This is a genomic window from Longimicrobium terrae, from assembly GCF_014202995.1.
Lineage (GTDB): Bacteria > Gemmatimonadota > Gemmatimonadetes > Longimicrobiales > Longimicrobiaceae > Longimicrobium > Longimicrobium terrae.
The window spans coordinates 350,724-373,781 of record NZ_JACHIA010000001.1 but is presented as its reverse complement, the minus strand read 5'-3'; the positions used below and the strand labels follow the sequence as shown (position 1 = coordinate 373,781).

Below are 23,058 nucleotides of genomic sequence, written 5' to 3'. Positions count from 1 at the left end.
TGATTCCGGAATCAAGATTGACCGCCGCCCGCCCCTGATTGCATCGTGTGGGCGCCGGGCCGTTCCTCATCCACTGATCGATCCGCCGTGTCCGGCCGCCACCCGAGTTTCCGTCCATGATCATCGAAAAGACCGAACTGCGGGGCCCGCGGATCACGCTGGAGCCGCTGGGCGAGGCGCACCTTGCCGGCCTTGCGGGGGCGATCGAGGACGGGGCGCTCTGGGAAGTGCCTGTCACCATGGTTCCGCATCCGCGCGATCTGCCCGATTTCCTGCGCGATGCGGAGACGCAGTTTCGCGCGGGAAGGGAACTCGCCTTTGCCACCATCGATCGCGCTTCCGGCGCGGTGGTGGGCAGCACCCGGTTCCGTTCCATGGAAGCGCGGCACCTGCGGGTGGAGATCGGCTTCACCTTCATTGCGCGGTCGTGGCAGCGAACGTACGTGAACACCGAGGCCAAGTACCTGATGCTGCGGCACGCCTTTGAGCAGTGGCGCGTCAACCGGGTGGAACTGCTGACGGACGCGCTCAACACCAGGTCGCGGACCGCCATCGCGCGGATCGGTGCCCGCGAGGAGGGCGTGCTGCGCTCGCACATGATCATGCGCGACGGCCGCATCCGCGATTCCGTGGTCTTCAGCATCGTGGCGGCGGAGTGGCCGGCGGTGAAACAGGCGCTGGAAGCCAGGCTCCGCACCGTCTGATGCCGCGCGCGGAACCCGGGGTGGGAGTCCCGCCATGACGCTGATCGACCAGATCGGCAGGCACCTGAGCGGGATCGAGCAGCTGCGGATCATGCTGTCCACGGGCCGCCGCGCCGGGCTGACCGACACGCTGGACATCCGGCTGGTGGAGGTGGATGACGGGCGCATCGTGATGGAGGCCACCCCCGACCTTTACGTCTACAACCCGGCGGGGGTGGCGCACGGCGGATTCGCCGCCGCCATCCTGGATTCCTGCTGCGGGTACGCCGTCCTCTCCCAGATGGCGCCGGGGCAGCGCTTTACCACGCTGGAGCTCAAGGTGGCGTACCACCGGGCCATCACCCGCGACACCGGTGTGGTGCGCGCGGAAGGGCGGATCGTCACCTGCGGCCGCCGCGCCGCATTCGCCGAGGGACGGCTGACGGACGCGTCCGGAACGCTGTACGCGTCGGCCACGTCCAGTCTGCTGGTGATGTCGGGATAGGTGAACTTCCGTCCGGCTCGAATACCCACCCGCGGGTGCGGACCCGCGCATCCGGGAGGACGGGAGCGCGGCTGGCTTCCGCGGCGTTTCCGGCGAGGTGGTTCCGTGGTGGGGTGAGCCGGTCCGGCGGTCGCGAACCCCCCGAAACCCCAGCCACCACCGTGGCGATCCCCTTGTTCCTGGAAAACCGCATGGAGATCTGGGCGCTCCCGGACGGGCGCTGACTGCGCGGGCGCTGAACCGCGGCTCGCGCCAAGGGCGCGAGGAATCAGCGTAGGTCAGAATTGTCGACATTCCATTGCGAATTCCGGCTCCCCGCGCGAAATTGTATTATGATTGACATGTAATCCACCGTAGCACTCGTTGAATCGCATGCGAAACGGCGGCCGGCGTCGCTACCCTCCCCTCACCAGGCGTTGGCTCCATGAACGTTGATCTCGTGTCCGCGACGCAGGTTCTGGAACGCACCCCGGCCGTGCTGGGTGCGCTGCTCGGCGGCCTGTCGCCCGCGTGGACGGAGGGTGACGAGGGGCCGGAAAGCTGGAGCCCGCGGATGGTCGTCGCGCACCTGATCCACGCGGAGCGCAACAACTGGATTCCCCGCGCGCGCGTGTTCCTGCGCAAAGACGGCCCGCGCACCTTTTCGCCGTTCGACCAGGCGGCGCCGGTGGAGGAGTTCGCCGGTGCCCAGATCGAGGCGCTGCTCGACACGTTCGCACGCCTGCGCGCCGAGAGCCTCGCCACGATCGCGGGGTGGGGGCTGGATGAAGCGGAGTTCGCCGCCACCGCGGAGCATCCCCGCTTCGGGACGGTGACGCTGCGGCAGATGCTGGCTGCGTGGGTCGCGCACGACCTGGCCCACATCGCCCAGGTGTCGCGGGTGATGGCGAGGCAGTACCGCGACGAAGTGGGGCCGTGGCGCGCCTTTCTCCCCATCCTGGACCGCTGATGCCGGCGCACGCGACGCGGTTTCGTCTTGCCGTCGTTCTCGCCGCGACGGCCGCCCTGCTCGCCGCGCATCCGACGCTCGCGGCGCAGGCCGGCGACGACGACGCTGAATCGGCGTTCATCGCGGAGCACTACGTCAAGCGCGAGGAACGCATCCCCATGCGGGACGGAGCGCGGCTGTTTACGGCCGTCTACGTGCCCAAAGACGCATCCGCGGAACGCCGCTATCCCATTCTGCTGCAGCGCACGCCGTTTCCGGCCGGGCCGTATGGTCCCGCCGCTCATCCGCGGACACTGGGCCCGTCACCGTTCATGCTCCGGGACGGGTACATCTACGTCATGCAGGAGGTGCGCGGCCGCTACCTGTCCGAAGGTGAGTTCGAGAACGTCCGTCCGCTGCTGGCGGATTCGGTGCGGGCGCGCGATCCGGGCGCGGTGGATGAGGCCACGGACGCGTTCGACACCATCGAATGGCTCGTCCATCATCTCCCCGAACAGAACGGGCGCGTGGGACTGCTGGGGATCAGCTACGGCGGATACTACGCCGCCGCGGCCGCGCAGTCGGGCCACCCCGCCATCGCCGCGACGTCTCTCCAGGCACCGGTGATGGACTTCTTTTTTGAGGATTTCCATCACAACGGCGCCCTGCTGCTGGGACACTTCTACAGCTACCCTGTCTTCGGCGTCGCCCGCCCGCAGCCGGGCGAATCCCACTGGTGGCTGTCCGAGTTCCAGCGCGCGGCCGGGATCGACACGGGCGACGACTACGCCGACCTGCTCGCGCTGGGTCCGCTGCGCAACGTCACCGAAGGCGTGTACGCGCAGAACCGCTGGTGGCGGGAGATGGTGGCGCATCCCGATTACGATGCGTTCTGGCGGGCGCGTGCCATGGCGCCGCGGCTGTCGCGGGTGCGGCACCCCGTACTGGTGACCGGCGGCTGGTTCGACGCCGAAAACCTGTACGGAACGCTGGAGGCGTATCGTGCGCTGCGCGTGGGCCCGGGCCGCGAGAACGTGTCTCTGGTGATGGGCCCCTTTGCGCACCGGGGATGGGCCGAGCGCGGCGTGGCCCGCACGACCCACGGCGACCTGTACTTTGGCGATTCGCTGCAGACCGCCTATCAGCGCGACGTGGAGGCGCCCTGGTTTCGCGCGCACCTCACGGGCGAGCCGGTCCGGGAACCCGCGGGCGCGCTGGTGTTCGACACCGGGCGCAGGGCGTGGGAGCGGTTCGCCGCCTGGCCCGCGCCGCCCGCCGCGCGCCAGGACTTCTTTCTCCGCGCGGACGGTTCGCTGGCGTCGTCGCCCCAGGCCGCCGGGCCCGCGTTCGTGGAGTACACGAGCGACCCGCGCAGGCCGGTGCCGTCCCGGTGCTCCGGCCCCACCATCGAGGACGGGGTGCTGGTCCGCTACATGAGCGACGACCAGCGCTGCTTCACCACGCGTCCGGACGTTGTCGTCTTTCGCACGGAACCGCTGCGGGAGGACGTGACGTTCGGCGGCCCGCTGACCGCGCGGCTGTGGGTGAGCACCACGGGCACCGACGCCGACTTCGTGGTCAAGCTGATTGACGTGTACCCGCCCGCCAGTGCGGACGACGCGGTTCAGGACGACTCCGCCGCTGTCCGGCTAACTGGCTACCAGCAGCTCGTTCGCGGCGAGATCATGCGCGGGCGCTTTCGCCAGTCGTTCAGCGCGCCGGTCGCTTTCCAACCGAACCGGACGACGGAGGTGGCGGTGCCGCTTCCGGACGTGTTCCACACCTTTCGGAAGGGGCACCGCGTGATGGTGCAGGTGCAGAGCAGCTGGTTTCCCCTGTTCGACCGCAATCCGCAGCGGTACGTGCCCAGCATCTACCAGGCTCGGGAAAGCGACTTCATCCGCGCGACGCACCGCGTGTGGATGAGCCCCGGCGCGGCGAGCCGGCTGGAGGCCCGGGTGATTGGACCGGGCTCCGCGGCGGCGGCGATCCGGTAGCCGCCATGCGTGGGAGCGCCGGGCCGGGGTCGTCCGCACCGAAGCGCCGGGCCGGATCGCGTGCGTCGCCCCGGCGCCGGATCGACCCTCAAATCCGGCGCTCGTGGAGGCCGCTACTGCACCGCGGGATTCAGCAGCCAGTCGTGCTCCCATAACCCGCCATGTCCGTGCTCGCGCAGCACCATGGCGATCTGCGCCCAGTGGCGGATTCCGTGGATGAGCGAGTGCACCAGCACCGTGTGCGCGCGCGACTCGATCCGGCCCAGCTTGCGGGTTTCGGAAACCAGAACCCGGTTCAGCGCCTCGGCGGTCGCCCCCTCCAGGTATCGGCCGCGCACCGAGCTGGCGGTGCGGTGGATGCGCCACAGCTGCTCCACCGTGTCGTCCGCAAGCTGCTCGTACCCGCTCACCGGGCTGCCGGCCAGGCGCTGCGCATACCGCAGTTCCACGGCAAAGATGTGCTTTACCAGCGTGCGGATCGTCCCGTCCGCACCGCGGCCCAGGGGGAGGTCCAGCACCTCCGCCGGTGCGGCTTCGAACCATTGCCGCCACCGCTCGGTCTCGTGCTCCACGTACGCCGCGAGCGTGCCCAACTCCAGAACTCGTGCATCCATGCTTTCACCTCCGCCGGGGGAAATCGTGTTGCCTGGATTGAAGTTTCCGCCGGGGCTGAATGCCGTCAATCTTGAATCCGCAATCAACACGTACGGGGGATGACCGTGGCGAGACGACCGTATCTGACCGCGGAGGAAGCGTGCGCGGAACTCGGCGTGGCCGCGCAGACGCTGTACGCGTACGTCAGCCGCGGCCTGATCCGCTCCGAGCCCGGCGTGGACGGATCGCGGGGCCATCGCTACCGGGCGGAAGACGTGCTGCGCCTGAAGGAGCGCAAGCGCGCGCGGCGCGATCCCGACACCGCGGCGCGCGATGCACTCCGTTGGGGCGCCCCGCTGCTGGAGTCGGCGCTGACCTGGATCACCGACGGGCGCCTCTACTATCGGGGCGAAGACGCGGTGCAGCTCGCCCGGTCCTGCACGGTGGAGGAAGTGGCGGCGCTGCTGTGGACCGGGAGCCGGGACGTACCGGACGGATGGTTCGACGAGCCCGCGGCGGAGGTGCGCGTCCGGGAGAACGTGGGTCCGCTCGCCGCGCTGCAGATAGAACTCGCGCTGGCGGAGGCCAAAGATCCCTCCGCCCACGACGTACGGCCGGAGCGGGTGGCGGCCACCGGTATGCGCGTGCTGCGGCGGCTTGCGCGCGTGGCCGGCGGCGGCGGAAGCGCGGAGGGAAACATCTCCGAACTGCTCCAGCGCGCCTGGGCTCCGCACCGCCCGGAGGCCGAGCCGCTGCTGCGTGCCGCGCTGATCCTGCTGGCGGACCACGAGCTGAACGTGGCCTCGTTCACGGCGCGGTGCGTCGCCTCCGCCGGGTCCACGCCCTATGCGGCGGTTTCCGCCGGGATCGGGGCCATGCACGGCGTGCGGCATGCGCGGCACGTGGAGCGCGTGGAGGCGCTCTTTGCCGAAGTGGAGCGTCCGGAGCGCGCGGGGCAGGTGCTGGAGGCGCGGCTGCGGCGGGGCGAGCGCGTTCCGGGGTTCGGGCACCGCCTGCACCCCTCCGGCGATCCGCGCGCGACGGAACTGCTGCGCCAGCTGCGGGAGGTGGATCCGCACAGCCCCGGCCTGGCGCTCGCCGACGCGATCGAGGCCGCCGCCGAGCCGCTCCTGGATGACCGGCCCACGTTCGAGATCGGCCTGGTGGCCCTCGCCCGGGCGATGGAACTGCCGGAGGGCGCCCCGCTGATGCTGTTCGTCCTGGGCCGCTCACTGGGACTGGTTGCGCACGCGGTGGAGCAGTACGGCTCCCGCGAGGTGCTGCGGCCGCGGGCCCGCTACATGGGCGCCATGCCGCCCGAGTGATGGACACGGTCCGCATCCGGATGCGGATCGCCGTTGTGATCCGCGGATCATGCGCGACTCGCTTCACCTCCGGCGCAACCGCCGATGCGCCCTCTCCGGCTTCCTCCATTGAGGAGAGGGAACGCCGGACGGGCCGGACCCCGGCGAGCGACTACCGCACTCACGCACCCCGCACTCACGCACTCACTCCCCGCTATCCACGCACGTCACGCGGCCGCACGCCCGCGTTGCGGCGGAGGATGCGCCGCAGCGTGGTGGGCTCCGCGTAGCCCACCCGCCGCGCGATTTCCTCCACCGTGCAACTCGTGGTTTCCAGCAGTTCCACCGCGCGCTCCACGCGAAGGCGCTGCAGAAAGCGCACGGGAGAAAGGCCCGTGGCACGCTCCACCCGCCGCGCAAAGGTGCGCGTGGACAGGCCGGCGGCGGCCGCCAGTTCCGCGGCGCTGATCCCCGTGTGCAGGTGCGCGCGCGCCCAGCGCTCCGCGCGTACCACGTCCGGATCCGCCTCGCTGAGGTAACCGAGCGCCATGTACCGCGCCTGGCTTCGCCGCCCGTCCAGCAGCAGGTACCGCGCGCACCGCTCGGCCAGTTCGGGACCTCCGTGGCGTGTGACCAGCGCGAGCATCAGGTCCAGTTGCGCCATCGCCGCACCGGCGGTGGTGACCGGCCCCTCGGCCACCACCATCGCGTCCGCGTCCAGCTGCACAGCGGGATACATCCGCCCGAACAGCGGCGCGAGCCACCACGTCGTCGTAGCCCGCCGTCCGTCCAGCAGCCCCGCTTCGGCCAGCAGGAACACGGAGGAGCACGAAGCCGCGATTTCGCCGCCGCGGGCCGCCGCCTGTTTCAGCGCGCGGATCGCCGTACGCGCGTCGCCGCGCCCGATCCGCTCGAGCACCCCGGGCTCCGTCGTGGCGCCGAGGCCGGGGACGATGACGATCTCCGCGTCTCCCGGCGTGCCCTTTGGCGCCGGAACGCCGGTGCACAGCTGGCCGGCCATCCTGCGCCCGGAGCCGGAAAACCGGGGTCCGAACACGGGGGAGCGTCCTTCCATCGCGGCCAGGCGGTTGGCTGTCGCGATCACGTCGGCGGTGATCGCGACGCTCGACGGCATCGCCCCCGCCAGAGCCATCACGTCCACGATCCGCATGGCAGGAATTCCCCGAAAGATGGCGATTGTGACGCTGGCGGGCAGGATGGCGCGGAACGAACGTGTCCGCAACCCGCGGCGCGCGAATGCCGCCGCGGGGACGAGTGCCACCGCCACCCGCATTTCCGCGAGCAGAGCCATGCCCCACCACCGTCTCGATCCCGATGCGCTCCATGATTTCGCCCGGCGTGAGGTGACGTTGCGGGACCGCCGGAAAACCGTGTACGTGGCGGGCGAGGGCCCCGCCGTGGTCGTGATGCACGAGATGCCGGGGATCAGCCCCCACGTCGCCCGGTTCGCCCGGTGGGTGCGCGACGCGGGCTTCGCCGTCTACCTGCCCTCCCTGTTCGGGGAGGATGGTGCCGTGCCGTCCGCGGAGGAGGGCGAGGCGGTCTTTCGCCGGGCGTGCGTGAGCGCGGAGTTCCGCGCCTTGGGGGGCGGCGGCGCGTCCAGCCCGGTGGCCGCGTGGCTGCGGGAGCTGGCCCGCCTGGCCCATGCCGAGCGGGGCGGACCCGGCGTGGGAGCCATCGGCATGTGCTTCACCGGCAACTTCGCCCTCGCGATGATGCTGGAGCCGTCGGTGCTGGCCCCGGTGCTTTCGCAGCCCTCGCTGCCGCTGGACAACCCCGCCGGGCTCGAGATCTCCGCGCCGGAACTGCGGGTCGTCCGCGAGCGGCTGGACCGGGAAGACCTCACGGTCCGCGCGTATCGCTTCGCGGGAGACCGCTACTGCACCGCGGAGCGGTTCGCGGCGTACGCGGCCGCGCTGGGTGACCGGTTCGTCGCGCGCGTCCTCCACGACGCGGCGGCCCACCTGGAAGACGCACCCCCGTTCTTTGCCCGGCACGTGAGCACGCCGCACAGCGTGGTAACGGTGCACCTGGCCGACCGCCAGGGCGAGCCTACGCGCGAGGCCCGGGACGAGATCATCGAGTTCTTTCGCCAGCGGCTGGCCGGTGGCGCCGGCGTGCGGTGACGGCATCGGCACCGGAACGGCTTTCCTGACAACTCCCGACTCCCATCCACGAAGGTGAAGCATGAGCACCACACGACAGGACCTCGCGATTGATCCGCCCCTCGCGCCGGAGACGCTGGCCGTGCACCCGTGGGCAACCGCGACGGGGCGGCCGCGCGCGCATCGCACGCTCAACGCGCCGCTCCACCTCAGCACGCAGTGGGAGGGCGCGGACCTGCCGCAGTTGGCGGAACTGTTCGCGCGCGATCAGGACCGCGGCTTCTACACCCGCTTCGGCCATCCCACCATCCGTCTTGCGGAAGAACGGCTCGCGGTGCTGGAAGGCGCCGCGGACGCGCTGCTCTTTTCCTCCGGAATGGGGGCGATCAGCACCTCGCTTCTGGCCGTGCTGCGGGCGGGCGACCACGTGGTGGCGCACCAGTCCATCTTTGCCCAGACGATCCAGTTCCTGGAGCACCTTGCCGCCGCCGCCGGCGTCACCGTGGACTTCGTGAACGCGGCGGAGCCGGACCAGGTGGCGGCGGCGATGGGCCCGCGCACCCGGCTGCTATATTTGGAGACGCCCTCCAATCCCGCCATCGACATCGTGGACATCGAGGGGCTTGCCGCGATCGCGCGGGCGCACGGCGCGCGGGTGTTCGTGGATTCCACCTTCGCGGGCCCGATGATCCAGCATCCGCTGTCCCTGGGCGCGGACCTGGTCCTGCACTCGGCCAGCAAGTCGCTGGCGGGCCACGCGGACGTCCTGGGGGGAGGCGCGGCCGGCGCGGCGCCGCTCATCGCCGACATCCGGCGCATGCGTGTGCTCACGGGCGCGACGCTGGATCCGCACGCAGCCTGGCTCCTGCTCCGCAGCATGCAGACGCTTCCGCTGCGGGTGCGCGCGCAGTCCGACACGGCGGAACGGGTGGCGCGGCAGTTGGAGGCGAGCCTGGCGGTGTCGCACATCCGCTACCCCTTTCTCCCCTCGCATCCCGGGCACGAGGTGGCCCGCCGGCAGATGGCGCTCGGGGGCGGCATGCTGTCGTTTGCGCTTCACGGCGGACTGGCGAGCACCCGCCGCTTCGTGGACGCACTGCGCTGGATTCCGCTGGCCAGCAGCCTGGGAAGCGTCTACACCACGCTGGAAGTGCCGGAAGAACTGGACTTCGCCGTGGAGGAAATCGGCGAGCGCGCCAGCTCGTTCGCCCTGCCGCCGGGGCTGGTCCGCCTGTCGATCGGGGTGGAGTCGGCCGCGGACATCCAACGGGATATTCAGCTGGGGCTCGATGCCGTCACCGAGTGCGCCGGGGGCCTCAGCTCGTCCGCGGAACGGGAGTGACGGTGTGCCCGTCGCGGCCCTCCCGAAGCGGACGGCGAGCTGACGCGGAGCGCGGAATTCTCCTCCGGCCGATCGATCTCGTCTCATCGGCCGGCCGGGGCCGCGGCGGTGGGTGCTCCGCCGGCGGCCCGGTCCAGTGAGCGGTACTGCACGGCCTCGCTGACGTGCGCGGTGGTGATCTCCTCCACTCCTTCGAGATCAGCGATCGTCCGCGCGATCTTCTTGATGCGGTAATACGCGCGGGCGGACAGGCCCAGCCGCGCGAGGGCCGTGCGCAGCAGCGACTCGCTCGCCTCGCCGATGCTGCAGAAGGTGCGGATGTCGCGCGAGGTCATGTGCGCGTTGGCGTGCACCTCCGGCCGTCCGTCAAAGCGCGCCCGCTGGATTTCGCGCGCGGCGGCCACGCGGGCGCGGATGGACTCCGAGGGCTCGCCCATGCGCGTATCCGCCAGGTCGCGATAGCGCACGGCGGGCACCTCCACGTGCAGGTCGATGCGGTCCAGCAGCGGGCCGGACACGCGGCCCATGTACTTCTGCACGGCGAGCGGGTTGCACGAGCAGCGGCGCTGGCTGTCCCCGTGCCACCCGCAGGGGCACGGATTCATCGCCGCGACCAGCATGAAACGGGAGGGATAGGTAAGCGAGATGGCCGCGCGGGACAGCGTGACGCGCGCGTCCTCCAGCGGCTGCCGAAGCTGCTCCAGTACGTTGCGGCGAAACTCCGGGAGTTCATCCAGAAACAGCACGCCGTTGTGGGCGAGCGAAGCTTCACCCGGCCGCGGGTTGGAGCCGCCGCCGATGAGCCCCGCGTCGGAGATGGTGGTGTGCGGGTTCCGGAACGGGCGCGCGCAGATCAGGGCCCGTCCGTCGCCCAGCAGGCCGGCGACGGAGTGGATCTTGGTCGTTTCCAGCGCCTCCTCAAAGGTGAGGGGTGGCAGGATTCCGGGGATCCGCTGGGCCAGCATGGTCTTGCCCGATCCCGGCGGGCCCACCATCAGGATGTTGTGCGCGCCCGCCGCGGCCACCTCCAGCGCGCGCTTCACGTGCTCCTGCCCCTTTACGTCCGCGAAGTCCGCCTCGTACGTGGACGACGATCGAAAGAGCGCCTCGCGGTCCACCTGGGCCAGCGGCAGATCGCCTGTGCCTTCCAGGAACTTGATGACCTCCGTGAGGGTGGCCGCGCCGCGCACCTCCACGCCGTCCACGACGGCCGCCTCAGCCACGTTCTGCGGCGGGAGAATGACGCCGTTGAGCCCCGCCGCGCGCGCCGCGATGGCGATGGGGAGCGCGCCGCGAACCGGGCGGAGCGCACCGTCCAGCGCCAGTTCGCCCATCAGCAGGTAGCGTTCGAGCCGCGCCAGGGAATGCATCTGCCCCGTCCCGGCCAGGATGCCCACCGCGATCGGCAGGTCGAACGCGCTCCCGCTCTTCACGATGTCCGCCGGCGCCAGGTTGATCGTAAGGCGCTTTGGAGGAATGAGATAGCCGCTGTTCTGCACGGCGGCGATCACCCGCTCGCGGCCTTCCTTTACCGCGCCCTGTGGCAGGCCGACGGTGTAGAACGCGGGTAGCCCGCTGGCCACGTCCGCTTCGACGGTGACCAGATAGGCGTCGATGCCGAGCACTGCGCCGGACAGGACTCGTGCGAGCAAGGCGGCTCCGGGAGGACGGGGGCGAAAACGGTCCTGGGACACGGCCGAATGGTACCCGCGTCCCGTTCTCTCCGTCAACTTTCAGAAGCCGCCACCAGACGCTTCGGTCCCGAGCTGGCGTGTGAGTGTCGCCCGGCGCTCGTTCAGCGCCAGCGGCGGATCGGCTCCTTTCCCGACCGCCGCGCCCAAGCGCTTGTCGTGTCTCAGTTTGAGGCGTTGACGAACCGCGGCCCGGTGGCGCGGCGACGGACGAACCGGCTCCGGTCGCGTCGCCGCCGGTGATCACACAGTGTGGGCACGACCCCGCGCGCGGGGTGTGCGGGGCGGGGTGGATCGGTGTCCGCCGTCAGGCAACCACGCGCGCCGGAGCGTCCACGAGATCGTGGCGGCCGGCGGCGAGCCGGGACCGGTTCGCCTCCGCCGCCAGCAGGTCGTGCGGAAAGCCGAGCGGAATCGCGCTCGCCTCGTCCAGCCGCCGCAACTGGTCCGGCGTCAGCCGCAGCTCCGTGGCGGCCAGGTTGTCGTCCAACTGCGCGCGCGTGCGGGGGCCGATGATCGGAATGACTCCCTTTGACGCCACCCACGAGATCGCGACCCGCCCCGGATTGGACCCGGCCTCCCGCGCGACGGCCTCGAGCGTATCGATGACGGCGGTGCGCTGGGGCGTGTCTTCCACCTGAATCACGCGCTTCATCTCCGTTACCCGGCCGCGCTCGCCGCGGCGGTACTTGCCGGTGAGCACGCCGCCGCCCAGCGGCGACCATCCCACCACGCCCAGCCCCAGCGCGGACGACATCGGCAGCAGTTCGCGGTCCGACGTGCGCTCCACGAGGCTGTATTCTGTCTGCAGCGCCGCGATGGGTGCCCAGCCGCGCAGTTCCGCCATCGTGGCCCCGCGCGCCACGCGCCACGCGGGAAAGTCGGAGAGCCCGCCGTACACGATCTTGCCGGCGCGCACCAGGTCGTCCAGGCCGCGTACGATCTCGTCCATGGGCGTGACGCCGTCGGGCATGTGCACCCAGAGCAGGTCGATGTGGTCCGTCCGCAGCCGCCGCAAGCTGGCTTCCACCGACTGCCGCATGTTCTTGCGGCTGTTGCCCGTCGTGGAAACCGTGCCCTGCGCGGCGGCGCCCAGGGTGTACTTGGTGGCGACGACGAATTCGTCGCGCCGGCCGGCGATCATCTCCCCCAGAAACGTTTCCGAGTCGCCGAACTGGTACGTATCCGCCGTGTCCAGAAAGTTGCCCCCCGCGTCCACGTAGCCGTCCAGAATGCGCCGCGACTCGTCCCGGTCCGTTCCGTATCCCCAGCCAGTGCCGAACATAGCGGTGCCCAGTACGATTTCCGACACCCGGAGTCCCGTGTGCTCGCCCAGAATCCTGTAGCGCATCTCTCCCCTTTTCGGTCAGACGGCTCCATCGGGAGAGCCGCGTGAGTCCGTTTGCATGATGACGATCATCATCACTGGTTTAGATATGATGATTGTCATATTAAAAGTCAACATGGGCTCTGGGGAGAGCCCGCGACCCGGATCCGGTGCTCAGTCCAGCGCGGGCAGGCGCGCGATGCGCTCCTCGACCAGGCGCATGAAGACGGGGAGGCGCCGGTCCCAGAACTCCCAGCTGTGCACACCGGCGACCTCGTGGTACTCGTACGCCAGCGGCCGGGCGGACAGGGCCTGGGCGAACGTGCGGTTGGCTTCCAGCAGCCGGTCGGCGGTCCCGCAGTCGAGGTAGAAGTACGTGCCTTCCGGGATCCGCGCGCTTCCCGCCAGCGCGACCAGATCGTTTTCCGCCCGCGCCGCGCTTCCCGCGGGGCCGAATGCCTCCCCGACCGTGGTGGAGGTCGTGCTCGTTGGCGCCGCCAGCGCGCCGGAGAAGCTGCCCGAGAGCGAAAAGCGCGCGGGGTACTTCAATCCCATTTTCAACGCACCATATCCGCCCATGCTGAGCCCCGCCACGTACCGCGCCTCGCGAAACGTGAGCGTGCGGAAGTTCTGGTCGACGTACGCGGGGATGTCCGTGGCGACGTAGTCCTCGAACTTCTCGTCAGGCCGCGCTGCGCTGTTGGTGTACCACGAGTTCGCGCCGTCAGGCAGCACGATGATCAGCGGCATCCGCTCGGTGTAGGCGAGCAGGTTGGTGCGCTCCATCCAGTTGCGGTACCCGCCGTCATGCCCGTGCAGCAGGTAGAGAACGGGGTAGCGCCGCACGGATTGGTGGTAGCCGCGCGGCAGAACCACGACGGCGTTGCGCGGCTGCGGAAGCGATCCGGGGATGGAGACGATCCGCACCCGCGCGGTGTCGGGAACCGTTGGCGTCTGCGCGGTCGCGATCCTGGCGAATGCGAGAACGGCGGCGACCACGACGGCAATGCGGCGGGGACGGAAAGCGCGGCGTGCGGGCATGCGGCTCTTCGGAACGGGGATCGGGGGCGTTTCCCTCAATAGAAATCGGGATCGTCCGGCGTGCAACGCTCGGGAGAACCCGTGGCAGGAAATGAGGAGCGCCGCCGCGGAGGTCCGCGGCGGCGCTCTTTCTCTCATCCTCCAAACCGCGGGTCCGCGGTGTTCATGCCGGCGTGGCGGCGCGCGGCGATTTGCGGCGGCTGCGCCATGCGGCAAAGCGGCGCAGCGACAGCGAGATGCCGGTCCACACCAGCAGCGCGGCGGCCAGCGACGCGATCCCGGCGACGGTCTGCCCCACGATCCCCAGCACCTCGCCCGTGTGCGCGAAGCGAAGGATGCCGCGAAGCTGGCGCCCGGTTGACGTGGCGGCGAACGGCTCCCACTTGGTGACACGGCCGGTCTCGCGATCGAACGCCAGCGTGGCGCGCGTCTGCGGCTGCCCGCCGGTGCCGCGGTCCAGCGTGAACGACACGGGCGCGTCCGGCTTCGGGGGAACCTGCATCGTCAGGATCTTCCACCCCGGCGCGCGCGCAACGGCTTGCGCCCACAGCGGGTCCAGCCCGGCCAGCTTGGGCGCGCCGCGGCCCTCACCGTTTCCGCCACGGCCACCCTCGCCGCGCCCGCCTTCCGCCGCGCCCCGGCCCTCGCCGGCTCCGCCGCGTCCGCCCTCCGCACGACCGCCTTCGGCCGCGCCGCGACCGCCTTCCGCGCGGCCCTTGGGCGCCCCACCCGCGCCGCCACCGCCCTCACCCTGGCGCGGCGGAGGCGACTCGCCCACGACGCGGAACACGAGTTCGCTGGCCCACGAGTACGAGATCACCACGCCCGACGCGATGATGATGGCGAGCGGGATGAACATCCAGAAGCCGAACACGTGGTGCCAGTTGAAGTCCCGCGCCTTGGGGCGCAGTCCGCGGCGGAACCACATGATGTTGCGCAGGTTGGCGCGCCTCCACTGCTTGGGAATCCACAGAATGGCGCCGCTCAGCAGCAGAAAGAAGAAGAGCAGGTTGCACGCGCCGGTAAGGGCGCCGCCGCGCTCGCGGTTTTCGCCCGTGGCGCCCATCCAGCGGTGCCACTCGGTGATCTTGCGAAAGAACGTGCGCATTCCCGTGGCGCCCGTGCCCAGCGTCTCGCCCGTGTACGCGTTGACGAACACCGTGCGTTCGCGCCCGAAGCTGACGGCCACGGGCGCGTCCGCCGCGCCGCGCCACACCACGGAGGTGGGCGCACCCTTTTCCGTCTGCAGCACGCGTCCCAGCAGCGCCTCGGGGGCCATGCGCGCCGCGTTGGCCGCGGGGGGCGCCCCATTCAGGCCACGCATGTCGGCCCAGGCCGTCATCTGGCGCTGGTAGGTCAGCAGCACACCGGTTACCGACATCACGAACACAACCACCCCGGCGATGAACCCCGCCCCAAGGTGGCTCCAGAAAACGATTTTACGCAGCACGGACAGTCCGGATGAGTCGTGGGCCGGCGCAGGTCGGCCGTGAATGCGCGCAGTCAGGTGCGCGCGGGAAGCGGATCAGTGTTGTAGCTCTGAATGAGAATCATTCTCAATCAGAGTACCTGTTCGGGGCAACGGTGTCAAGCGACGGGATTCCGCGCGGCGGCGGAGCAGGGAAGAGCCTCGCGCAGAGCCGCGGAGGCGCAGAGAAAGACGACGGATCATCTCCTCTCTGCGTCTCCGTGTCTCTGTGTGAGAATGTTGTTGCGTGGCGGATCAGCGCGTCGGGGTCGCGGGCGGGGCGGGCTGCTCGTCCGCGCGGCTGCCGACCGGGAGCCAGAGAACAAAGGTGCTGCCCCTGCCCACCTCGCTTTCCACGCCGATCTCGCCGCCCAGCGCCTCCACGATGCGCGCGCTGATCGCCAGCCCCACGCCGGATCCGCGCGCCGCGCCCGGCTCAAAGCGGGTGAACTCCTGAAAGAGCAGCGGCCGCTTGTCCGCGGGAATTCCGGAGCCGGTATCCACCACCTCCATCGCCACGCCGGGCCGGCCGTCCCTGGCGGCGCGCGGCATCGCGCGCACCTGCACGCGTCCCGCGGGAGTGTACTTGACCGCGTTGGAAATCAGGTTTCCCAGCACCTGCCGCACGCGCACGGGGTCGCTGTGGATGGCGGGAAGGCCGTCCGCGACCTCCGTGGTCATCACCAGGCCCTTGGCGCGCGCCTGGCCGTGGAACTCGTCCACCGCCTCGCGGACCACGGCGGCGATGTCCGTGGGCACCCGCGCGATGTGGATGGCGCCCGTTTCGGCCCGGGCGATCTCCAGCAGGTCCTCGATCAGGTTGACGGCCGCGTTCAGTGAGTGGCGGGCGCGGCCCAGGCTGGCCTTCTGCCGCTCGGTGACGGGATCGATGATCCCCTCCTCCAGAAGCTGCAGAAAGCCGTCCGCCGTGCCCAGCGGGTTCTTGACGTCGTGGCTGAAGCCGCGCATCAGCCGCGCCTTGCTTTCGCTGATGCGCTTGAGCTCCTCGCGCCGCTGCTCCGATTCTTCGCGCAGCCTGCGTTCCGCGCCCAGCGCGCGGGTCAGTTCCCGCCCCAGGTGGCGTTCTCGCCGGGCGAACCACCCCACCGCCACCGCCGCCAGCAGCGCCATCGCTCCCATCCAGAACGAGATGGTGCGCTGGCGCCTGACCACCTCGCCGCCGCGGTCGATGTCCGTTTCCAGCGCCTGGGTGATGGCGCCCTCCAGCGCCACGCGCGATGCCTCCAGCGAGTCGCGCAGCGGCGCCTGTTCCGGCAGCCTGCGCGTGAACTCCGCTTCGTCGATCTCGCCGTACGCGCGGGCGTCGGGAAGCACCTGCATGCGTCCGGCAAGGCGCTGCATCTCCCGCGCGCGCGCCGCCACGCCGGGCCCGATGCTTTCCGCCAGGGGAAGCAGGCGTTGAAAGATGCTGTCTTCGCGCTGCTGCGTGGCGCGGTAGTGCGCCAGCGCCTCGCGCGTGCCGGTGATGCGCAGGTGGGCGTGATCCACCTCTTCCTGCTCCATCAGCAGGCGCAGTTCCGCCACGATGGGGCTGGCGCTGCCCACCGTGCCTTCGGTGTCGCGGCGCAGAATGTCCAGCCGCCGGATCATGTAGTTGGGGGTGAGCGCCAGGGCGAAGAGCGAGATCATGACGAAGCCCAGCGCCAGCGTGGGCGCGGAGATGCGCAGCGTCCACGACTGTCCCCCGGCGGGGCCCTTTGAACCTTGCGTGTCCATGAGAACCGGCTCCTGACGCCCGGGAAAGTCGCGCGCCCTCCGGCGGGCGCCGGCGACGAACCCGATCCTGCTCTGGATTGCGGAAGGCACCATGCGTGCCGACCGCCTTGTACCCGCGCCGGCCCCAGTTTGCGCCAGCACCCGCGCGCCTTTTTCTCGCCCCACCGCCGTCCCCCGGACGATGCCTCCGCGGATTCCCGCCGATCGGGCGGCGCTCCCCCGCGGACGCCATGGACCGGAGGCCGCCCGCGCGGACACGGCGTAGTCCAACGGAAGTTCCCGCGCGCGGATACGCCGGCACGACGCCCGGAAGCCGCCGCCGCGCGCACTCACGCACCCCGCACCCCGCACTCACGCACTCACGCACTTCCCGATCAGGGTTGACCGCCGCGCGAGCGCGCGCTTACGTTCGCGGACCGTCCGCAGCGCCGTGCCGCGGCCCCGATCCGCCGCCCGTTCACTGATGATTCAGGCAGACACGCTGACGCTGGTGCAGCTGGCGCAGCTGCGCGACAAGTGGACCGACAAGTTCACGTGGGAGGCGCTGGCCATCACCGGCCTGCGGGTGGCCGGCGCGCTGTTCGTCACCCTGCTGCTGTACTGGGCGCTGCGCCTGGTGCTGCGCCGCGTGGAGCGCGCCCTGGGCGATCCTACGCCCGGCGTGCTGAGTGCCCAGACGCAGCGCGCGCGCACCCTGCTGAGCCTGCTGCGCAGCATGGGAATGGTACTGGTGGCCATCCTGGGCGTCTTCATGGTGCTGGGCTCGCTGGGGGTGAACCTGGGCCCGCTGCTGGCCGGCGCCGGCGTCCTGGGCCTGGCCGTCTCGTTCGGAGCGCAGTCGCTGGTCAAGGACATCATCTCCGGGCTGTTCATCCTGTTCGAGAACCAGTTCGGCGTGGGCGACGTGATCCGCATCGAGGGGGTGAGCGGCACGGTGGAAAAGATGACGCTGCGCGTGGTGGTGCTGCGCGATGTGCACGGCGTGCTGCACATCGTTCCCAACGGCGAGATCAAGAAGGTCAGCAACCTTACCCGCACCTGGGCGCGCGTGGTGCTGGACGTGGGCGTGGGATACCGCGAGGACCCGGACCGCGTCATCGGCGTGCTGCGCGACCTGGGGCGGGAACTGTACGAGGATCCGCAGTGGAAGCCGCTGCTTCTGGACCCGGTGGAAGTGCCGGGGATCGAGGCGTTCGGCGAAAGCGCCATCACCGTGCGGGTGATGGCCAAGACGCTGCCGCTGAAGCAGTGGGACGTGGCGCGCGAGCTTCGCCGCCGCATCAAGTACAGGTTTGACCGCGAAGAAATCGAGATTCCCTTTCCGCACCAGACGGTCACCTGGGCCGAGCCGCCGGTGGTGTCGGCGGTGGTCCCGGCCGGCGGCGGCGACCACGCGGCGGACGGCGTTCCGGGAGCGAGAACATGAGGCACCACAGGCGATGTAGGAGAGCCGCGGGCTGATCCCAGTTCCGGCGCGGCGGATGACCTTCCGCGCGCCCTCCGACCGCTTCTCATCCATCGAAATCAGATGCCGCTGACTTTTTACAACACGCTCACCCGCCGCGAAGAAGAGTTCGTCCCCCTGGTGGACGGAAAGGTGGGGCTGTACACCTGCGGGCCCACGGTGTACGCGCCGCCGCACATCGGCAACATGCGCACGTTCTTCTTTACGGACGTGCTGCGGCGCTACCTGGAGTACCGGGGCTACGACGTGCGGTTCGTGATGAACCTGACCGACGTGGACGACAAGACCATCCGTGGCGCCCTGCGGGAGGGCGTGTCGCTGAACGACTACACGGAGCCGTTCATCGACAACCTGTACTGGAACCTGGACACGCTGGGCATCCGCCGCGCCACGGTGCATCCGCGGGCCACGCACTACGTGCCGCAGATGATCGACATCATCCGCCGCCTGCAGGAGCGCGGGCTGGCGTACGAGAGCGAGGGGAGCGTCTACTACGACATCAGCGAGTTCCCCAACTACGGCGCCCTGTCCAAGGTGGACGTGAGCGCCGGCCGCCGCGGCGAACGCGTGGCGGCGGACGAGTACGACAAGGACGACGTGCGCGACTTCGTGCTCTGGAAGGGCGTAAAGCCCGAGGACGAGCAGGTGGGCGCCGTGTGGGACACGCCGTGGGGGCGCGGGCGGCCGGGGTGGCACATCGAGTGCTCGGCCATGAGCATGCAGGAACTGGGGGAAACGTTCGACATCCACTGCGGCGGGGTGGACCTCACCTTTCCGCACCACGAGGATGAGATCGCGCAGAGCGAGGGGGCGACGGGAAAGACGTTCGTGCGCTACTGGCTGCACGGCGAGTTCCTGCTGCTGGAAGGCGACAAGATGGCCAAGAGCACCGGCAACATCTTCAACCTTCAGGACCTGATCGACCGCGGGGTCAAGCCGTCCGCCATCCGCTACCTGTTCCTGACGGCGCACTACCGCAGCAAGCTCAACTTCACCTTCGAAGGATTGGGCGCCGCGGCTGAGGCCGTGCGCCGCGTGCGCGACACGCGCGACCGGCTGCGCGACTCTCCGGCGGCGCGCGATCCCGATCCCATGGACACGCCGTCGCTGCACCTGGCGGCGGACGAGTCGCTGGCCGCGTTCGCCGCCGCGATGGACCAGGACCTCAACAGCAGTGTGGCGCTCGCCGCCCTGCACGAACTGGTGGGCCGGGTGAACGCGCGCCTTCACGACCTGGCCGGGCGCCCCATCGGGCAGGCGGAGCAGGCGGCGGCGCTGCGGGCGTTCGAGCGCATCGACGAGGTGTTCGGCTTCGTGATGCTGGCGGACCGCGAAAACGTGGTGGACGACGATCTGGCCGGCTGGGTAGAGGAGCGGATCGCGGCGCGGCAGGCGGCCCGCAAGGCGCGCGACTTCGCCCAGGCGGACGCCATCCGCGACGAGATCGCCGCCCGCGGCGTGGTGATTGAAGACACCGCGCAGGGCCCGCGCTGGAAGCTGGGCGCCTGACCCGCGTGAACGCCGTGCGAATGGACGACGCCGCGCTCTGGGAGACCGTCCCGGAGTGCGGCGTCTGCCGTTCCACCGCGTGGCGCGCCGCCGGCGCGGTGTGCGGGCGCCGCTTTGCCGCGTGTTCGCGGTGCGGCGTGGTGCGCCTGTACGACCGCGTGGCGGAGAACCGGCTCCATCTCCTGTACGCCGGCTACTATCCCGGCGCGGACCCGTCTCCGGCGGAACTGGACCGGCAGCTCGCCAATCCCACGTTCGCGCATCGCCTCGCCCGGCTGGAGGCGTCGGTGAATGCGGGGCGGCGGCGGATCTTTGAGATCGGCTGCGGGGACGGAAACTTTCTCGCGTTCCTCCGCCGCGCGGGATGGGCGGTGGGCGGATCGGAGTTCGACGCGCGAACGGCGGAAATGGTGCTGCGCCGGCACGGCATCCGCCTGTTCACCGGCGACATTTCGGGCGGAGAGACGCCGGACGGAGCTCCGTTTCCCGTGATCGCCGCGTATCACGTGCTGGAGCACGTCTACCATCCCGCGCAGTGGCTGCGCGCGGTGCGTCGGCTGCTGGATGTGGGCGGCGTGCTGCACCTGCAGGTGCCCAACCACGCCTCGCTCACCCGGCGGCTGACCGGCGCGGCGTGGGCGTCGCTTATGTTTCCGCAGCATGTGTACTTCTACACGCCGCGCACGCTGGCGGAGCTTCTGCGGCGCGAAGGGTTCGCCGTTGAATCCGCCACAACGTGGGACCCGTGGCACGGCCCGGGAACGGTGGCCGGCTCCGCGCTGAACGCCGTGCACCGCCTGCGCACCGGCCGCATCCCGTGGACCGACGCGCTTCCGGGCAACGACTTGGTGGACGGCGGCGCGGAGGACGGTCGCGCATCCAGGCGGTCCGCCATGCCGGTGGATCCGTCCGCGCAGAACGCGATGCCCGTGCGGCGCCCTCGCCTGGCGCGGCGGGTGGTGGACGCGCTGGCGGCGCCGCTGGCCCGCGCGGAGGCGGCGGCGGGGATGGGCGCGGTGGTGGATGTGCTCGCGCGCGTGGCGTAGAACGGGCGGGGGTGGTGCGATGCGGCGCGGGGTTTTACTTTTCGGCCGCGATTTCGCCACCTTAGCTCAGCTGGTAGAGCACTCGATTTGTAATCGAAAGGTCGTCGGTTCGATCCCGACAGGTGGCTCTGCTGTAAGTGCTCATCCTGATGGTCCTTGCGGCGTGGTCGCAAGCCGAACCGCCACCGGCCCTCGATGCTCGGTGGCGGTTCTGGTGGCGGTTGGTGGTGCCGATCTTGGATTTACGATGCCCGTGGTCGCTCATTCTCCCGGCCTCGTGATCGTAGGTTCCGATCCCCAGCTGCACTAGCGCGCGCGTCGCTCGCCGCCTTGCGGATCGCCGTTGCGGAGGTCGGACCTCAGCGGGTCCTTCATTTCTGCAGTCCGTGAGGCGGGAGCCGCATACGCGGCAATGCAGACGGCGCGCAACGCGCCCGTCTGACGGAAAGGGCAGACGGGGGATGCCGGCCGCAACGCCTGGTTCGCATCCAACACGCCACACCTGCGATGAGGAGGTAATTATGGGAGGAGGGTTTCTCAGCGACGGCCGGGAACGCGAGGCTTTCCTTGCCCGTTTGCGGGAGGCTGTAGGGGGACTCCAAGGTTGGTTGATCCGGTCAAACAACATCTTGAGCGCTCGGGCAGAACTCACGTATCCCGCCCTTCTTGAGGAGCTTCGAAGCGCTCTTGCGGAAATCCCTCCGGGTATGCCTCCGGAGCAGGTCGAAATCCTCTTAGCAAGTCTCGGTAGATTGCGGACGGCTGGGCCACAGCCCACGGAACACCTTCAGTTCGATCCAATCTCAACAGCGCTGCAAGACTTGGCGGATGCTACACACGCCCTGTTCGAGACGATCCCTGAACCATCCATGGAGAGCGATCAATCGCCGATGTCCTCGATCTCCATCTTGATCGATCCAGGCTCTGCCCCTGCGGAGGAAATCGCGGACATCCTCTCCGATCTCTCCGTTCTCTACCGCCGGATCGGTGGGAGCGGGATCGATTTCACACCGGAGGGCGTGAGGATGCTCGCAGGGGGAGGAGAATGAGGCAGCCTTACGACAGCAACGAAGATGAGCCCGTCCCGCTGCAGCGCTACACCGGGATCCCCAACCCGCCGCGCACACCGGCGGAGAAGGGCCGCTGGCAACGTTTCCTCGAAACGGTGCTACCGTGGTTTGCCCACAAGTGGGAACTGGCGGATCGGGCTGCGGACGCGCAGTTGGATAAGCTTTCCGCGGACGCGGAGTTGACCCGAGCGCAGGCGCGCCTCGCGAACGCGCAGGCCGATCAGGAGGCGTTAAAAGCGGTCGGCATGGCTCGCGACGCAGAGGCGAAGAAGATCGCTGAAACGCCGATCGTGCCCGCCTCGTCGGAAGAGATTGCAGCCGCGGCGCGGAAACTGGCGGCCAAGTTGGAGGAACTGGCTTGGAGGTACGGACTGCGGATTGAGATCAGGGTGGACGGAGGCGAGCCTCTCGCCCTGCCTGCCGCGCGTGAGGGTGAGGGGCTCGGGGAGTAGTCACAGCCGCATTGATTCAGTTCCTCCCTCGACCTGCGAGCGGCAGAAGCTAAGTACGGTTCACTAAGGCGTCGCCCGTTCGCACGGGAGTGCCCCGCGGCGCCCTGAGCCGGTCGCCGTTCTCATCAGAGCAGGACCCCGTTCATGGCAGACGATCCCCAGGACAGGCCACCGCGCACCCGTCGGATGCCTGCTCTCCCCATCCCCGAAGATCCATCTCCTACTCTTTAAAGATGTAAAGCAGGTTGCATAGGCGTCGGTTCGATCCCGACAGGTGGCTCTGCCGCGTTCCGGCTGCTCCGCGGACGGATTGCGCGATTCGAGGATTCTGGATATAATGTGGTCCCGCGCACGGCTGGTGCGCGGTCTGCGGGAGTAGCTCAGTTGGTAGAGCGTCAGCCTTCCAAGCTGAATGTCGCCGGTTCGAGCCCGGTCTCCCGCTCTGATGGAAACGCAAAGCCCCGGCACCTGCTCAGGTGTCCGGGGCTTTGCGCGTCCGGAACACGCACGCCGGACCGCGACGCAAGCCGCCGCACGGTGATAGGTGTCCCGCGTGGAGGGACGGACTGCATCCGCCGCTCTGGCCGCGTACGGCGGACGAGGCCTTCGGTGCGGCTGGTTGTGGCGGGTCGCGGCTCGATTTCCGGCCCGGGGCCGGGTTGCGGGTTGGGTGGCGGCGCACGATGTTTCCCCCCGGAGCCCGTTCCGCTCCCCTGCCGTCCCTGCCGCGCACGCGGCAGCGCCACGTTCCAGGTTGTTCCTCCGTCTCAACC

19 protein-coding genes and 2 tRNA genes are annotated in these 23,058 nt (G+C 69.8%); 14 read left to right on the top strand and 7 right to left on the bottom strand.

Annotation, left to right across the window (positions count from 1 at the left end; translation table 11 throughout):
• Nucleotides 1–116: 116 nt before the first annotated feature.
• The 4 genes from HNQ61_RS01650 to HNQ61_RS01635 all read left to right on the top strand — a co-directional run bounded on the left by HNQ61_RS01650 (nt 117) and on the right by HNQ61_RS01635 (nt 4,113).
• Nucleotides 117–704, top strand: coding sequence for a GNAT family N-acetyltransferase (locus tag HNQ61_RS01650; protein WP_170031031.1), 588 nt, complete (start codon nt 117–119; stop codon nt 702–704).
• A gap of 34 nt (nt 705–738) precedes the next feature.
• The gene (locus HNQ61_RS01645) at nt 739–1,188 is read left to right on the top strand and encodes a PaaI family thioesterase (RefSeq protein WP_170031029.1); all 450 of its coding nucleotides are present in this window, start codon (nt 739–741) and stop codon (nt 1,186–1,188) included.
• Between the two features lie 424 nt (nt 1,189–1,612).
• Complete coding sequence (locus tag HNQ61_RS01640) at nt 1,613–2,137, top strand: DinB family protein (RefSeq protein ID WP_170031027.1); 525 nt, start codon at nt 1,613–1,615, stop codon at nt 2,135–2,137.
• Nucleotides 2,137–4,113, top strand: a complete 1,977-nt coding sequence (locus HNQ61_RS01635; protein WP_170031024.1) for a CocE/NonD family hydrolase — start codon at nt 2,137–2,139, stop codon at nt 4,111–4,113. Before HNQ61_RS01640 ends, HNQ61_RS01635 begins: the two co-directional genes overlap by 1 nt.
• A gap of 113 nt (nt 4,114–4,226) precedes the next feature.
• Here HNQ61_RS01635 and HNQ61_RS01630 read toward each other — a convergent pair whose 3' ends face one another.
• The gene (locus tag HNQ61_RS01630) at nt 4,227–4,727 is read right to left on the bottom strand and encodes a DinB family protein (RefSeq protein ID WP_170031022.1); all 501 of its coding nucleotides are present in this window, start codon (nt 4,725–4,727) and stop codon (nt 4,227–4,229) included.
• A 105-nt stretch (nt 4,728–4,832) separates the two neighbouring features.
• Between HNQ61_RS01630 and HNQ61_RS01625 the strand changes: the two genes are divergently transcribed.
• Entirely contained in the window at nt 4,833–6,032 is a 1,200-nt protein-coding gene (locus HNQ61_RS01625; RefSeq protein ID WP_170031020.1) for a citrate/2-methylcitrate synthase, read from the top strand.
• Between the two features lie 193 nt (nt 6,033–6,225).
• On the opposite strand, the gene HNQ61_RS01620 is transcribed toward HNQ61_RS01625, so the two are convergent.
• Nucleotides 6,226–7,323 (bottom strand): GlxA family transcriptional regulator, encoded by a 1,098-nt coding sequence (locus tag HNQ61_RS01620; protein ID WP_205761099.1) that lies wholly within the window; start codon nt 7,321–7,323, stop codon nt 6,226–6,228.
• On the opposite strand from HNQ61_RS01620, the gene HNQ61_RS01615 reads away from it, so the two are divergent.
• Nucleotides 7,322–8,158, top strand: coding sequence for a dienelactone hydrolase family protein (locus HNQ61_RS01615; protein ID WP_170031018.1), 837 nt, complete (start codon nt 7,322–7,324; stop codon nt 8,156–8,158). The two genes, HNQ61_RS01620 and HNQ61_RS01615, sit on opposite strands and share 2 nt — an antisense overlap.
• A gap of 61 nt (nt 8,159–8,219) precedes the next feature.
• On the top strand, nt 8,220–9,479 hold the full coding sequence (locus tag HNQ61_RS01610) for a trans-sulfuration enzyme family protein (RefSeq protein ID WP_170031016.1): 1,260 nt from the start codon (nt 8,220–8,222) through the stop codon (nt 9,477–9,479).
• Between the two features lie 83 nt (nt 9,480–9,562).
• Here HNQ61_RS01610 and HNQ61_RS01605 read toward each other — a convergent pair whose 3' ends face one another.
• From HNQ61_RS01605 to HNQ61_RS01585, 5 genes are all read right to left on the bottom strand, one after another.
• A complete protein-coding gene (locus HNQ61_RS01605) occupies nt 9,563–11,131 on the bottom strand; it encodes a YifB family Mg chelatase-like AAA ATPase (RefSeq protein ID WP_170031014.1) in 1,569 nt (522 codons plus the stop codon).
• A 346-nt stretch (nt 11,132–11,477) separates the two neighbouring features.
• On the bottom strand, nt 11,478–12,521 hold the full coding sequence (locus HNQ61_RS01600) for an aldo/keto reductase (RefSeq protein ID WP_170031012.1): 1,044 nt from the start codon (nt 12,519–12,521) through the stop codon (nt 11,478–11,480).
• A 150-nt stretch (nt 12,522–12,671) separates the two neighbouring features.
• A complete protein-coding gene (locus tag HNQ61_RS01595; protein WP_170031010.1) occupies nt 12,672–13,538 on the bottom strand; it encodes an alpha/beta hydrolase in 867 nt (288 codons plus the stop codon).
• Nucleotides 13,539–13,701: 163 nt separating this feature from the next.
• Nucleotides 13,702–14,988 carry a PepSY domain-containing protein gene (locus HNQ61_RS01590; RefSeq protein ID WP_170031008.1) on the bottom strand — a complete coding sequence of 429 codons (1,287 nt, stop codon included), beginning with the start codon at nt 14,986–14,988 and terminating at the stop codon, nt 13,702–13,704.
• A 273-nt stretch (nt 14,989–15,261) separates the two neighbouring features.
• Nucleotides 15,262–16,743 (bottom strand): sensor histidine kinase, encoded by a 1,482-nt coding sequence (locus HNQ61_RS01585; protein ID WP_170031006.1) that lies wholly within the window; start codon nt 16,741–16,743, stop codon nt 15,262–15,264.
• Nucleotides 16,744–17,206: 463 nt separating this feature from the next.
• Here HNQ61_RS01585 and HNQ61_RS01580 point away from each other — a divergent pair, with 463 nt between their 5' ends.
• From HNQ61_RS01580 to HNQ61_RS01550, 7 genes are all read left to right on the top strand, one after another.
• Nucleotides 17,207–18,169, top strand: a complete 963-nt coding sequence (locus HNQ61_RS01580; RefSeq protein ID WP_170031004.1) for a mechanosensitive ion channel family protein — start codon at nt 17,207–17,209, stop codon at nt 18,167–18,169.
• 102 nt (nt 18,170–18,271) lie between these two features.
• On the top strand, nt 18,272–19,717 hold the full coding sequence (gene cysS, locus HNQ61_RS01575) for a cysteine--tRNA ligase (protein ID WP_170031002.1): 1,446 nt from the start codon (nt 18,272–18,274) through the stop codon (nt 19,715–19,717).
• 20 nt (nt 19,718–19,737) lie between these two features.
• Nucleotides 19,738–20,763, top strand: a complete 1,026-nt coding sequence (locus HNQ61_RS01570; RefSeq protein ID WP_240978530.1) for a class I SAM-dependent methyltransferase — start codon at nt 19,738–19,740, stop codon at nt 20,761–20,763.
• Nucleotides 20,764–20,818: 55 nt separating this feature from the next.
• Nucleotides 20,819–20,891: transfer RNA gene (locus tag HNQ61_RS01565), tRNA-Thr, on the top strand.
• Between the two features lie 333 nt (nt 20,892–21,224).
• Nucleotides 21,225–21,812 (top strand): hypothetical protein, encoded by a 588-nt coding sequence (locus HNQ61_RS01560; protein WP_170030998.1) that lies wholly within the window; start codon nt 21,225–21,227, stop codon nt 21,810–21,812.
• Nucleotides 21,809–22,285: a hypothetical protein gene (locus HNQ61_RS01555; RefSeq protein ID WP_170030996.1), complete on the top strand. Its 477-nt coding sequence runs from the start codon at nt 21,809–21,811 to the stop codon at nt 22,283–22,285. Before HNQ61_RS01560 ends, HNQ61_RS01555 begins: the two co-directional genes overlap by 4 nt.
• Before the next feature lie 369 nt (nt 22,286–22,654).
• Nucleotides 22,655–22,727: transfer RNA gene (locus HNQ61_RS01550), tRNA-Gly, on the top strand.
• Nucleotides 22,728–23,058 lie beyond the last annotated feature (331 nt).